6 protein-coding genes are annotated in these 14,707 nt (G+C 72.8%); all 6 read left to right on the forward strand.

Going from position 1 to position 14,707, the window contains the following annotated elements:
• A partial coding sequence (locus tag HPT28_RS23125) for an alpha/beta fold hydrolase (protein ID WP_219093163.1) occupies positions 1–1,271 on the forward strand: 1,271 nt, incomplete at its 5' end.
• Complete coding sequence (locus tag HPT28_RS23130; RefSeq protein ID WP_219093165.1) at positions 1,268–2,683, forward strand: MFS transporter; 1,416 nt, start codon at positions 1,268–1,270, stop codon at positions 2,681–2,683. The genes HPT28_RS23125 and HPT28_RS23130, both read left to right, overlap by 4 nt.
• A 112-nt stretch (positions 2,684–2,795) precedes the next feature.
• Positions 2,796–4,166, forward strand: coding sequence for a cytochrome P450 (locus HPT28_RS23135; RefSeq protein WP_219093167.1), 1,371 nt, complete (start codon positions 2,796–2,798; stop codon positions 4,164–4,166).
• A gap of 105 nt (positions 4,167–4,271) precedes the next feature.
• Positions 4,272–5,675 (forward strand): MFS transporter, encoded by a 1,404-nt coding sequence (locus tag HPT28_RS23140; RefSeq protein WP_219093169.1) that lies wholly within the window; start codon positions 4,272–4,274, stop codon positions 5,673–5,675.
• A 37-nt stretch (positions 5,676–5,712) separates the two neighbouring features.
• Entirely contained in the window at positions 5,713–6,315 is a 603-nt protein-coding gene (locus tag HPT28_RS23145) for a DUF2867 domain-containing protein (protein ID WP_219093170.1), read from the forward strand.
• An 81-nt stretch (positions 6,316–6,396) separates the two neighbouring features.
• Positions 6,397–14,697 carry a type I polyketide synthase gene (locus HPT28_RS23150; protein ID WP_219093172.1) on the forward strand — a complete coding sequence of 2,767 codons (8,301 nt, stop codon included), beginning with the start codon at positions 6,397–6,399 and terminating at the stop codon, positions 14,695–14,697.
• Positions 14,698–14,707 lie beyond the last annotated feature (10 nt).

Genomic DNA, 14,707 nt, shown 5'->3' on the forward strand with positions numbered 1-14,707 from the left:
ACGCCTTCCAGCACAAGCAGTACTGGCTCGCGCCCAGGACCGGATCCGGGGACGTGACAGGGGGGCGCGGCCTGGAGCATCCCGTCCTGGCGGCCGCGCACGAGGAGCAGTCGAGCGGCGCGCTGGCCCGGCGCCTGGGCGGCGTCACCGAACCCGAGGAGCGGGAGCGGGTCGTCCTGGAGCTCGTGCGGGAGCAGGCTGCGGCCATCCTCGGCCACGCCTCCGCCGACGACATCGACCCCGAGCGGCCCTTCAAGGACCTCGGCTTCGACTCGCTGGGCGCGGTGGAGCTGCGCAACCGGTTGGTCCGCGTCTCGGGTGGGCCGTTGCCCACGACGCTGATCTTCGACCACCCGACCCCGGCGGACGTGGCGCGACTGCTCCTGGAGAAGGTCCGGGACGGGGGCGAGGCGTCCGCGGCCGACGAGGTCGGCTCAGGGTTCGGGGGCGAGGGCGCTCCTGACAGCACGCTGAGCGGGCTCCTGCGCCGCGCCTACCGGACCGGAGGTATGGAGCGGGCGATGCCGTGGCTGTTGGAGGCATCGGTGTTCCGCCCCTCCTTCACCTCGTCCGCCGAACTGAAGGACGAGGGCGGTCACCTCGTGCGACTGGCTGAGGGGGCCGGACTCCCGAAGCTGGTCTGTGTGCCCTCCTTCGTGGTCGGTTCCGGACCGCACCAGTTCATGGCCCTGGCCGACCACTTCGCGGGGAAGCGGGATGTGTTCGTCTGCTCGTTGCCCGGGTTCCGTGGCGGTGAGCCGGCTCCGGCTTCCTGGGAGGCCGCCGTGGAGGTGCTTGCGGAGTCGGTTCGGCGAACCGTGGGCGACGAGCCGTTCGTGCTGGTTGGTTACTCGATCGGCGGTGTGATCGCTCATGCGTTGGCGGCCCGGTTCGAGGAGACGGGGAGCGCGCCGGAGGGTGTCGTCATGCTCGACACGCCGTCGCCAGAGGGCAGTGCGGACGAGCTGAACCGGGTGTTCTCCCTCGGAATGAGCGCGCTCCTTGAGGACGACCAGCGTGCGGCGGCGGTCGATGACGACGGCTGGCTGGCGATGGGCACCTACGTGCGGTTGCTCGGCCAGCGACGTCCCGCGCGGATCGGCACCCGGAGCCTGGCGGTCCGGGCGACGGTCCCGCTCGACGGGGACGGCGCCCTCCGCGACTGGCCCGACTGGGACGTGTGCGACACGCACATCGACATTGCGGCCGATCACTTCAGTTTGGTCAAGGCCATGGAGACCGCTGACGCCATCGAGGGGTGGATCGCGTGACGACATCCGAAGCGTCCCGGCGCGGCGCTGTCGCGACCGTGCTGGTCGGTGCCTTCATCTCGGCGCTCGACGTCCTCATCGTCAACATCGCCTATCCGGATCTCCAGGAGTCGTTTCCCTCGGCGAGCCTGACGGACCTCTCCTGGGTGTTGAGTGCCTACGCGATCACCTTCGCGGCGCTGCTCATCCCCGCGGGCCGCTGGGCCGACCAGTTCGGTCGCAGACGCGCGTACCTCATCGGTCTGGGGCTGTTCACCGTGGCGTCCGCCGGTTGCGCCGTCGCCCCCTCGCTCGGGCTGCTCCTGGCCGCGCGGGTACTCCAGGGTGTCGGTGGCGCGCTGATGATGCCGAGCTCGCTCGGCCTGCTGCTGCCCTTGTTCCCGGCCGAGCGGCGGGCGGCGGCGATCGGCCTGTGGACGGCTGTGAACGGTGCGGGCGCGGCCCTCGCACCACCGATCGGCGGGCTCCTCGTGCAGCTCGACTGGCGGTGGGTGTTCCTCGTGAACATCCCCATCGGTGTGGTGGCGCTGCTCGTCGGCCGGCGAACGCTGCCGGAGCTGCGCGCCGAGGGGCGCTCTGTTCCCGACGCGGTGGGCATCGCGGTGCTGGCCGGAACGGTCGCGGCCGTCGTCACGGCGATCGTGCAGGGGCCTTCCTGGGGGTGGGGCGGGGCTCGGGTGCTCGCCCTGCTGGCGCTGGGCGCGCTGGGACTCGCCTTCACCGTGTGGCGGGCGTTCCGGCACCCCGCGCCCGTGATCGAGCCCGAGGTTCTGCGCATCCGGCCCGTGGCGCTCGGCAATCTCGCGACGCTGCTGTTCTTCGGCGGCTTCGGTGCGCTGATCACCACCTCGACGCTGTTCCTGACCGACGTGTGGGACCGCTCCGTGCTGCGGGCCGCGATGGAGTTCGCCCCCGGGCCCCTGGCGGCCACGCTGTGCGCCGTCCCCGCCGGTCTGCTCGTCGCGCGCCACGGCGTGCGGGTGGTCGGCGTCATCGGGGGCGCACTGTTCGCGACGGCGGGTGTCTGGTGGACGTTCGTGCTGGACGGTGGTCAGCACTACCTGTCCGGTTTCCTCCCCGGAACGATCATCGGCGGGGCGGGGATCGGCCTCATGATGCCGTGCATGTCCACGGCGGCGATGTCGCTTCCGGCGGACCGCTTCGCCACCGGCACGGCCATGACGGCGATGTGCCGCCAGATCGGGATAGCGCTGGGGGTCGCGGTAGTCGCGGCGGTTCTCAACAGCCAGCCAGACGTGTCGGACTATCACACCGGATTCCTGATCATGTCGGCCTGTGGACTCGGCGGCGGGCTCACCCTGCTGGCGATCCGCCTTCCGCAGCGACCGGATCCGGCGCGGGCGCCGAAGAGCGGCGCCGCCGCTGCCGGTACCCGGAAGAACGTTGCGTGACCACCTTCTTCAAGAGAGCGAGGCAGTAATGGAGACCTCCAACACGACCTCTGGCGGGCCCCGGGCAGGGGAGGAGAACGCAGCCGCCCGTTGCCCCGTCGACCATTCCGCGGTGGCGGCCAGGAGCACCATCCCGGCCTCCGCGCTGCCGGGCCCCCAGATGCCCGTGCCGATGCAGCTCTACAAGTACCGGACGCTGCGCACGGACTGGCTGATGCAGCTGCGTCAGCAGTACGGCCACCGGTTCCGGCTCAACATCCGGCCCAAGATGAACATCTACGTGCTCTCGGACCCGGAGGACGTGAAGCAGATGTTCCTGGCGCCGCGGGACAAGCTGCACACCGGCAACGGCAGCGCGGTGCTCCAGAAGTTCATGGGCAACACGGGACTCGCCTTCCTCGACGAGGGCGAGCACCTGGCCCGACGCAAGTCGCTGCTGCCGGCCTTCAAGGGGGACGCGTTCCGTCGCATCCAGGACTCGATCGACGAGCGTGCCCGACGGGCCATCACCACCTGGCCGCGCAACCACGTCGCCTCGCTTCACCCCTTCGCCCACCGTTACACGACGGAGGTGATCCGTGAGGTGATCTTCGGCTCGTTCGTCCCGTCGTGCTGGGACGAACTGCGTGACGAGGTCCTGGGCACGATGGACTTCAACACCCACGCGGCGACGTTCTTCCTGCTGCACAAGATGAAGCGGTTGACGGTCCGCGCCCTTGAGGCGTTCCGGCCCACGGGCCTGCACGACTTCCTCCGGCACCGCGAGCGCGCGGACGCGCTGATAGCCCAGGCCGTCAGGGAGCGCATGGAGCACGGCGAGCTCGGTGACGACATGCTCTCCGTGATGCTCGGCATCAAGCACGACGACGGAACGCCGCTGAGCGCCGTGGAACTGCGCGACGAGATGATGACCATGTTCGTCGCCGGTACGGAGACCACCGCCGCCGCGATCTGCTGGTCCCTGGAGATGCTCAGCCGGACGCCCGCCGTGCGCGATCGGCTGATCGCCGAGATCGACGAGGGGACCGACGACGCGTACCTCACGGCGACGGTGCACGAGGTGCTGCGGCTGCGGCCACCGCTGCCCAACATCATCCTCCGCGAGGTCATGAAGCCGATCGAGATCGGCGGGGTCCGCTATGAGCCGGGCGACCAGCTCTGGGCCAGCGCCTATCTGCTGAACCGCGACGCGGAGCGCTACGAGGAGCCGGAGGAATTCCGCCCCGAGCGCTTCCTGAACATCAAGCCCGGTACGTACACGTGGATTCCCTTCGGCGGCGGACACATCCGCTGCCTCGGCGACCGGATCGGAATCCACGAGGTCAAGGCCATGCTCCGCGAGGTGCTGTCCACGTGTGAGCTGCACCGCGCCGACCCGACGCCGGAGGGGACCCGTAGCCGCGGCGTCGTCATCGTCCCGGAGCACGGTGCCCGGCTGGAGCTGCGGCCCCGGCAGCCGGAGGCGGCGCTCGCCGACCGTTAGCGGTGCCGCCGCCGCGACCGGTCGCTGCGACCGGTCGCCGTGACCGGGACCCGGCCCAGGCCGCCGTGAAGTGTCCGAACTCGACTTTTCCAGGACGTGGTTCACATGACCGTCAAACAGCGGTGGGTGCTCCTGCTCACCTCGCTCGCCTCACTGCTCACCGCGCTCGATGCCCTCGTGGTGACCACGGCTCTGCCTGCCATCCGAGCCGACCTGAACACGTCTGTCGAGGAGCTGGAATGGACGGTGAACGGCTACCTGCTGCCCTTCGCCGTGCTGCTGATGGCAGGTGCGGCCCTCGGTGAACGGTACGGCCGCAAGCGTGTCTTCGTCGGCGGGCTGCTGCTGTTCATGGCGGCGTCGGTGGCCTGTGCCGCCGCCCCGGACGTCGGCTGGCTCATCGCGGCCCGGGTGGCGCAGGGAATCGGCGCCGCTGCTGTCGTCCCGGTCGCCCAGGCCCATCTGAGCGCCGCGTTCACTCCCGAGGAGCGGCCGAAGGCCATGGGCCTGTTCGGGGCGGCGACCGGTCTGGCGACCCTGGCCGGCCCGGTCGTCGGGGGAGTCATCGTCGAGACCGCCACCTGGCAGTGGATCTTCTGGATCAACGTGCCGGTCGGTCTGATCATGATTCCGCTGATCCTCGTGAAGTTCGACGAGAGCATCGGGCAGGCCCGGCGTCTCGACTACGGCGGCATGCTGCTGGCGACCGTCGCCGCGTTCGGCCTGGGCTGGAGCCTGGTCCGGGGCAACGAGGCCGGCTGGTCGAGCGCGGAGGTCATCGGCGGCTTCGTGGTGGGTGCGGCGGCGCTGGTCGCCTTCGTGCGCTGGGAGCTGCGTGCCCCGGAGCCGCTGATGCCGCTGCACTTCTTCCGCTTCCGGGGCTTCTCCGCGGGCAACGCGTCGATGTTCCTGCTGTTCGGCTCCGCGATGGCCGGCCTGTTCTTCTACGCGCAGTTCCTCCAGACCGTGCTGGAATACGGCTCGCTCGACGCCGGCCTGCGCCTGGTGCCATGGACGGTCACGGTGTTCTTCTTCTCGCCGATCGCCGGCAAGCTGGTCCCCCGGTTCGGTGAACGCGCCCTCGTCACCGCCGGGCTGCTGCTCCAGGGAGTCGCCTCCCTCTGGCTGGCGCTGATCGTGGATCCGGACATGTCCTACGCGGCCATGGTCGGTCCGTTCGTCGTCGGGGGCATCGGTATCTCCATCGCGGTCCCCGCGGTGATGACCGCGGTGTTCGGCGCGGTTCCCAACGAGGCATCCGGGGCGGCCTCGGGCACCCTCAACAGTTTGCGCCAACTTGGTGGCGCATTCGGAATCGCCATCGCCACGGCGCTGTTCGCGGCGATCGGGGGATTCGGCTCGCCACAGGACTTCACGGACGGCTTCTCCGCAGCCATCACCACCGCCGCGGTCATCGCGCTGATCGGTGTCCCCGTCGCAATGGCGCTGCCCAAGCGCCGACTTGACGAGGAATCACCGAAGCTCGAAGACGCCGGCGCGGTAGGTTGACGAAACAGCCGTTTTCCGGATGGATGGAGAAAGCCGCATGAGGCTCCCGAACAGTGCGCACACCTCCCGCCCCTGGCGAATTCACGAATTCACCCGTGACTTCACGGTCGAGGACGTGTGGAAACTCCCGACGCCGGGAGGGCCGGACGGGATGGAGGAACTCGTGCGGCAGATCACCACGGGTCCGATGACGCCCAACGCCATCGTCCGGACGCTGTTCTCCATCCGCTGGAAGCTCGGCGCCCTGCTCGGCTGGGACAAGCCCGAGAAGGGGTTCGCCAAGCGGGTGCCGTCGCTGCGCGACCGACTGCCCGAGGACCTGCTGAGGGCCCGCGGACCGGATATGCGCGCAGCGCCGTTCCGGTCCGTTTACCGGACGCACGACGAGTGGGTGGCCGAACTCGCCAACCAGACCGTGCACACGCTGATGCACATCGGCTGGGTGCCGGACGAGGAGGGCGACGGGTACCACGCCCAGATGACCGCGCTGGTGAGGCCGAACGGCCGGTTCGGAAAGACCTACATGGCCGCGATCCTGCCGTTTCGACGCGTGCTGGTGTATCCGCGCGTGATCTCGACCATCGGTTCCCGGTGGCAGGCGAGCGCCGCGGGGCGGCCTGATCCGGGCCAGCAGAAATAAGCAACCGAGAAGAAACATCTTTCACGAGCCTCGTGATCCGCACGGGAAGCTTGCTCAGCCGGATGGGAGACAGGGAACGTTATGCACGCGCATGAGGCCGAGCGGCGACCCGACGGCCGGACGACGCCGGTGCGTGACGGCGCCGTCGCGGTCGTCGGAATGTCGTGTCGGGTGCCCGGGGCCGCCGACGTCCGCGGATTCTGGGAGCTGTTGCACACGGGCGCGGAGGCGATCACCGACGCCCCGGCCGACCGGTGGTACGGCATCCCCGAACTTGAGCCGTACCGCCGCGGTGGCTTTCTGCCCCGCGTCGCCGATTTCGACGCCGCCTTCTTCGGCATATCCCCGCGCGAGGCCGCCGCGATGGACCCGCGCCAGCGGCTGGCGCTGGAGCTGAGCTGGGAGGCCCTGGAGGACTCCCGCACGGCCCCGGACTCGCTGCGGGGCAGCGCCACCGCGATCTTCCTCGGCGCCACCGGGGACGACTACGCCTCCCTCGTTCCCCGGCATGGGCTGGGCGCCGTCTCGCACCACTCCCTCGCCGGGCTGAGCCGGGGCCTGATCGCCAACCGGATCTCCCACCACCTGGGCTTCCACGGCCCGAGCCTGACGGTGGACACCGCGCAGTCCTCCTCCCTCGTCGCCGTCCACATGGCCTGTCAGAGCCTGCTCTCCGGCGCGACCGGGCTCGCGCTGGCCGGCGGCGTCCACCTCAACCTGGTCCCGGACAGCACCCTCGCGCTGGCCCGGGCCGGTGCCCTCTCCCCGGACGGCCGGAGCTACACCTTCGACGCGCGGGCCAACGGCTTCGTCCGCGGTGAGGGCGCGGGCGTCGTCGTCCTCAAGCGCCTGGAGGACGCCGTGGCCGACGGTGACCCCGTCTACTGCGTCCTGCTGGGCAGCGCGGTCAACCACGACGGCGACGGGGAGGCGCTCACCGTCCCCGACGGGCGTGCCCAGCAGGCCCTGCTGGGCGCCGCGCACGCCCGGGCGGGGCTCGAGCCGGCGCAGGTCGGATACGTCGAACTGCACGGCACCGGTACCCGGGCTGGCGATCCGGTGGAGGCCGGCGCCCTCGGCTCCGTCTTCGGCGCCTCGCGTCGCCCCGGCGAGCCGCTGTTGGTCGGCTCCGTCAAGACGAACATCGGCCACCTCGACGGTGCCTCCGGGGTCGTGGGGCTGATCAAGGTCGGGCTGTCGATGAAGCACGGCCTTCTCCCGGCGAGCCTCAACTACCGGGAGCCGCACCCCGACATCCCCATGGACACCTGGAAGCTCCGCGTCAACACCGCCACCCGGGAGTGGGCGGGCGAGGACCGGGTGGCCGGGGTCAGCTCGTTCGGCGTCGGCGGCGCCAACTGCCACCTTGTCGTCGGTGCCGCTCCCGGTGCCGCCGCGCCGAACCCCCTCCCGGAGCCGGAACGCACCGCGCGTCCCCGGCGCCCGGTCCCGGTCGTCGTCTCCGGCCGGTCCGCCGCCGCCCTGCGGGCGCAGGCCGAGCGGCTGCGGGACCACCTCGCCCAGGACGCCGGGCTGCTGCCGCCGGACGTCGGCTTCTCCACGGTGACGACCCGCTCGGCGCTGCGGCACCGCGGCGTCGTCCTCGCCGCCGACCGTGACGAACTGCTCACCGGGCTCTCCGCGCTGGCGTCCGGCGAACCCGCGGCGCACGTCACCGAGGGCACGGCGGCCGCCCCCTCCGGCGTCGTGTGGGTCTTCCCCGGACAGGGCTCACAGTGGGCGGGTATGGCCCGTGGCCTGTGGGACTCCTCCCCGGTCTTCGCCGCCCGGATGGCCGAGTGTGAGCGGCTGCTCGACGGCCTGGTGGACTGGTCGCTGCGCGAGGTGCTGGACGACGAGGCGGCCCTGGAGCGGGTGGACGTCGTCCAGCCCGCCCTGTTCGCCGTCATGGTGTCGCTGGCCGAGACCTGGCGTGCGGCGGGCCTGGTGCCCGACGCCGTGATCGGCCACTCCCAGGGCGAGATCGCCGCCGCCTGCGCCGCGGGCATCATCGCGCTGGCCGACGGGCTGCGGCTGTCGGTCGGGCGCAGCCTCGCCATCAACGCCGGCCTCTCCGGCAAGGGCACGCTGGCCTCGCTGGCCCTGCCCGCCGCGGAGGTGGACCGGGAGCGGGTGTCGGTGGCCGCGGTCAACGGCCCCAACGCGGTCGTCGTCTCGGGAACCGAGGAGGCGGTGCACGCCGTCGTCGCGGAGTGCCAGGAGCGCGACATCCGGGCCAAGGTCATCCCCGTCGACTACGCCTCCCACTCCGCCCAGGTGGAGGCCATCCGGGACGAGGTGCTGCGGGTCGCCGAGGGCATCGCGACCACCGACACCGGCGTCGCGTTCTACTCCACGGTCACCGGCGGCCGGATCGACGTGCGGGACATGGACGCCGAGTACTGGTACCGCAACCTCCGCCAGGAGGTGCGTTTCTCGGAGACCGTCGAGGTGCTGGCCCGGGCGGGCCACGAGGTGTTCGTCGAGGTCAGCCCGCACCCGGTGCTGACGATGGCGATCTCGGACACCGTGGAGAACGCCGTGGTCCAGGGCACGCTGCGGCGGCGGGAGGACGAGCCGCGACGGCTCCTGCAGTCCATGGCCGAGCTGCACACCCAGGGCGTCGCGGTGGACTGGCTGCCCCTCTTCCCGGGGGCCCGCCGCGTGGACCTTCCCACCTACGCCTTCCAACGGCAGCCCTACTGGGTCACCGGTGACGGCACGCTGCCGCAGGGCCTGCCCTCGCCCGGCAACGTCACCGCCGCCGTCCCCGAGTCCGCGGACGGCCCCGCGCGCGAGGTCGCGGACGGCTCCGCCGAGCTGAGCGAGCGGGAGCTGTGGGCGCTGGTCCGCGCGCAGACGGCCGCCGTGCTGGGGCTCGGCGACCCCGCCGCCGTCGAGGCGGACGCCACGTTCAAGGAGCAGGGCTTCGACTCGGTCACCGCCGTCGAGCTGCGTGACCGGCTGGCCCGCGCCACCGGGCTGCGCCTGCCGTCCTCGCTCCTCTTCGACCATCCCACGCCCACCGTGCTCGTGCGGCGGCTCCGGGAGCTGCTCTCCGGCCCGGAGGACGACCGGAGCACCGCGGACGCCGGCGGGCGCGCCGCGACCGACGACCCGGTGGCGATCGTCGGCATGAGCTGCCGGCTGCCCGGCGGCGTCTCCTCGCCCGAGGACCTGTGGCGGCTGGTGTCCGAGGGCACGGACGCGATCACCGGGTTCCCCGAGGACCGCGGCTGGCGGCTCGACCCCCGGGCGGACTTCCCCCGCCGGGGCGGATTCCTGGACGGTGCCGGAGACTTCGACGCGGCCTTCTTCCGGATCAGCCCCCGCGAGGCGCTGGCGATGGACCCGCAGCAGCGGCTCGTGCTGGAGGCCGTCTGGGAGGCGCTGGAGTCCTCCGGCCAGGACCCCGCGGCCCTGCGGCGGAGCCGCACGGGCGTCTTCATGGGCGCCATGGCCCAGGACTATCTCCCGCAGCTCGACGACGTGCCCGGCGACCTCGGCGGTCACGCCCTGACCGGCAGCGCCACCAGTGTCGTCTCCGGACGCGTCGCCTACACCCTGGGTTTCGAGGGCCCGGCGGTCTCGGTGGACACGGCCTGCTCCTCGTCCCTGGTGGCGATGCACCTGGCCGCCCAGTCGCTGCGCGCGGGGGACTGCTCCCTGGCGCTGGCGGGCGGCGTCACGGTGATGTCGACACCGGGCATGTTCGTGGAGTTCGACCGGCAGGGCGGGCTGGCGCCCGACGGCCGCTGCAAGGCGTTCTCCGACGCCGCCGACGGCACCGGCTGGTCCGAGGGTGTGGGCGTGCTGGTGCTGGAGCGCCTGTCGGACGCCCGCCGCAACGGCCACCGCGTACTGGCCGTGCTGCGGGGCACCGCGATCAACCAGGACGGTGAGAGCAACGGCCTCACCGCGCCCAACGGCCCCTCACAGCAGCGGGTGATCCGGCAGGCGCTGGCCTCCGCCGGACTGTCCCCGGTGGAGGTGGACGCCGTCGAGGCCCACGGCACCGGCACCACGCTGGGTGATCCCATCGAGGCCCAGGCGCTGCTGGCGACCTACGGCCAGGAGCGCGACGAGCCGCTGTGGCTGGGATCGGTGAAGTCCAACATCGGACACACCCAGGCCGCGGCGGGCGCCGCGGGCGTCATCAAGATGATCATGGGGATGCGGCACGGTGTGCTGCCGCGCACGCTGCACGCCGATGAGCCGTCCCCGCACATCGACTGGTCCTCGGGAGCGGTCGAACTCCTCACCGAGGAACAGGTCTGGCCGGACACCGGCCGACCGCGGCGCGCCGGTGTCTCCTCGTTCGGGATCAGCGGCACCAACGCCCACGTCATCGTCGAGGAGGGCGACGCCTGGCCCGCTCCCGCCGCCGACGAGCCCGAGCCGGCCGGTGTCGTGCCGTGGCTGCTGTCCGCGCGCGGCGCCGCCTCGCTCACCGGCCAGGCCGAGCGGCTCCTGGCCGCGGCGTCCGCCGAGGCCGTGCCGCCGGTGTCCGACCTCGCCCTGAGCCTGGCCACCCGGCGGACTCGGTTCGACACCCGTGCCGTGGTCCTCGGCTCCGGGCGCGAGGAACTGCTGTCCGGGCTGCGGGCGCTGGCCCGGGGCGAGCGGGCCGCGGGCGTGATCACCGGCAGCGCGGGGGCCTCGGAGCCCGCCGTCGGCGTGCTCTTCTCCGGACAGGGCAGCCAGCGGCTGGGCATGAGCGGTGAACTCAGCGCCGCCTTCCCCGCGTTCGCCAAGGCGTGGCAGGAGGTCTGCGCCGAGCTCGACCCGCTGCTGGAGCACCGGATCGACGACGTGGTGACGGCCGGGAAGGGCACCGAGGCGGCGCGGCTCCTGGACGAGACGGGCATGACCCAGCCCGCGCTCTTCGCCTTCGAGGTGGCCGCGTTCCGGCTGCTGGAGTCGCTGGGGATCGTCCCCTCGGTGCTGGTGGGGCACTCGATCGGCGAACTGGCCGCCGCGCACGTGGCCGGGGTGTTCTCGCTCGCCGACGCGGCCCGGCTGGTGGCCGCGCGGGGCAGGCTGATGCAGGCGCTGCCGCGGGGCGGGGCGATGGCCGCTCTGCAGGCCCCGGAGGACGAGGTGCGCGAGCAGCTCGCGGGCCAGGAGGACGCGGTGTCGGTCGCCGCCGTCAACGGGCCGTTGTCCACGGTGATCTCCGGGGAGGAGGACGCCGTCGCCGAGGTGGAGTCGGTCTTCGCCGACCAGGGCCGCAAGACGACCCGGCTGCGGGTCTCGCACGCCTTCCACTCGCCGTTGATGGAGCCGATGCTGGCCGAGTTCGAGGAGGTGGCGCGGACGGTGTCCTACGCGGCGCCGCGCCTCGCCGTCGTCTCGAACGTCACCGGCACCGTCGCCGAGGACGGCGCGCTGGAGCGGCCCGAGTACTGGGTGCGGCACGTCCGGGAGACCGTGCGCTTCGCCGACGGCGTGCGCGCCGCGGTCTCCGCCGGTGCCGGGGTGCTGGTCGAGGTCGGCCCCGACGGGGTGCTGTCCGCCATGGCACAGGAGACCCTGGCCGAGACCGCGCCCCCGGTGCGGGCTGTCCCGCTCGTGCGCAAGGACCGCTCCGAGGCCCGCTCGGCCGCCGAGGCGCTGGCCCGGCTGCACGTCGAGGGGGTGCCCGTCGACTGGCGCGCCTACCTCCGCGCGCTCGGCGTCACCGAGGGCCACGCCGAGCTGCCCACCTACGCCTTCGACCGTCAGCGGTACTGGGCGGAGCGCCCGGGCGCCAGGGCCGAGGTCGCCGGGGCGGGGCTCACGGCCGTCGAGCACCCGTTCCTCCTCGCGTCCACCGACCTCGCGGTCGGCGGACAGCTCGTCCTCACCGGGCGGCTCTCCCTGGCCGACGACCCGTGGCTGGCCGACCACACCGTCCTCGGCAGCACGGTCTTCCCCGGCGCGGCCTTCGTCGAGATGGCGCTCCACGCCCTGGACACCGAAGGACGGGACCAGGGCGGCCGGGACGCCGGCCGGCCGAGCGTCGAGGAACTCACCCTGCAGGCACCCCTGATCCTCGACGATGAGGAGGTGCGGCTCCAGATCGTCCTGGGTGAACCGGAGGAGTCCGGACGACGAGAGATCGGGATCTACTCGCGTGCGGCCTCCGCCTCGCCCCGCTCCTGGACCCGGCACGCGACCGGCTACCTCTCCGCCACCGCACCGGCGGTCCCGCAGGACGACGCCGCCTCGGTGTGGCCGCCCGAGGGCGCCGACCCGGTCGCCCCGGACGGCTTCTATCCGGAGCTGGCCGAGCGCGGCTACGGCTACGGTGCCGCCTTCCGTGGGCTGACGGCCATGTGGCGCCGGGAAGAGGAGGTCTACGGCGAGATCCGGCTTCCCGACGGCGTCCCGCACGCCACCGGCGGCTTCGGGCTGCACCCCGCGGCGTTCGACGCCGCACTGCACCCGATGCTGTCGCTCCTCGCGGACGCCTCGGGTGACCCGGCCGCCTCGGGTGACCCGGCCGCCTCGGACGCCGGGGGCGCCGGGGGCGCGGGGGCGACGCTGCTGCCCTACGCCTGGTCGGGGGTGACGCCGTACGAGGCGCCCGGCGCCGACCTGCGGGTGCGGATCGCCCGGAAGGGCCCGCAGGAGGTGTCGCTGCGGATCACCGGAGCGGACGGCCGGCCGGTGCTGACCGTCGACTCGCTCGCGCTCATGCCGGCCTCCGCCGACCAGCTCACCCGTGCCACCGCCGACGATGACCTGTACGCCGTGGAGTGGACGGCTCGGCCCGAAGCGGCCGACGCCGGAAGCGCTCCGGTCGGCGCGGAGTTCCTGCACGTCGAGACCGACGCGCGCGAGGACGTCCCGGCGGCGGCGCGGCGGCACGCCCACGAGGTGCTCGCCCGGGTACAGGAGCGAGTGCGCGCGGAGGCCCCGGGGAACGGGCCGCTGGTGATCGTCACCCGGCAGGCCGTGGCCGTCACCGCCGACGAGACGCCCGACCCGTCCGGCGCGGCGGTGTGGGGCCTGGTCCGCGCGGTACTCGCCGAGCACCCGGGCCGGTTCGCGCTCGTCGACACGGACGGCACGGAGGAGTCCCTGCGCACGCTGAAGACGCTGGACGTCTCCGCCGAACCGCAGCTCGCCGTCCGCGGCGGCACCGTCCGGGTGCCGCGCCTCGTCGCCGCGCCCGAACCGTCCTCGCGGCCGGCCCGCCCGGCGTGGGACCCCGCGGGCACCGTGCTCGTCACCGGTGCCGGCGGCGCGCTGGGCCGACTGGTCACGCGGCACCTCGTCACCGAGCACGGGGTGCGCAGCCTGCTGCTGCTCAGCCGGCGCGGACCGGCGGCCCCGGGCGCCGCCGAACTGGCGGAGGAGCTGACCGCGCTCGGCGCCGACGTCACCCAGGCGGCCTGCGACGTCTCCGACCGGAACGCGCTGGCCGCGCAGCTGGCGCGCGTCCCGGCGGCGGCACCGCTGACCGCCGTCGTCCACCTGGCCGGCGTGCTGGACGACGCCGCGTCGGAGTCCATGACGCCGCAGCAGCTCGACCGGGTCTTCGGCCCCAAGGCGGACGCCGCCTGGCATCTGCACGAGCTGACGCGGGACCTGGGGCTGTCCGCGTTCGTCCTGTACTCCTCGGTCGTCGGCACGCTCGGCAACGCCGGGCAGGCCAACTACGCCGCCGCCAACGCGTTCCTGGACGCCGTCGCGGCCGGACGCCGGGCCGCGGGGTGGCCCGCGCTGTCCCTGGCCTGGGGCCCGTGGGAGCTGGGCATGGCCGGCCAGCTGTCCGAGGCCGACCTGAGCCGCTTCCGGCGCAACGGCATGGTCCCGCTGTCCGCCGCCCGGGGGACGGCCCTGCTCGACGCCGCGCTCACCCGGGAGTCGGCCGCGCTCGTCCCCGTCGCCCTGGACCGGGAGGAGCTGCGGCGGCGGGACACCGTTCCGGTGCTCCTGCGGGACATGGCCGGGATGCGCCACGAGCCCGCCGAGGCGGCGGCCGAGCCTCCGGTGCTGGGGCGGCTGGCGGGGCTGTCGCAGGAAGAACAGGTCGACGAGCTGCGCGGCCTGCTGCTGTCCACCGCCGCGGTGGTGCTGGGCTACCCGGACGCCGACGACATCGACGCCGACATGTCGTTCCAGGAGATCGGCTTCGACTCGCTGAGCGGCGTGGAGTTCCGCAACCAGGTCAAGCAGGACACCGGTATCCAGATCCCCCCGACGGTCATCTTCAACTACCCGACCCCGGCGGCCCTGGCCGAACGCCTGTGGGAGCTGCTGTTCGCCCAGGACGCTGCGGACGACGAGCAGCGGAGCGCCGAGGGCGCCGAGGACGCCGCGGCGGACGCGGCGGACGAGGAGCTCGACACCATGGACGTCGACGACCTGATCGAACGAGTGTTCGCCGAATGAGGACAAGGAC

This window comes from Streptomyces sp. JJ38 (assembly GCF_019303475.1).
In the GTDB taxonomy this organism is placed as follows: domain Bacteria; phylum Actinomycetota; class Actinomycetes; order Streptomycetales; family Streptomycetaceae; genus Streptomyces.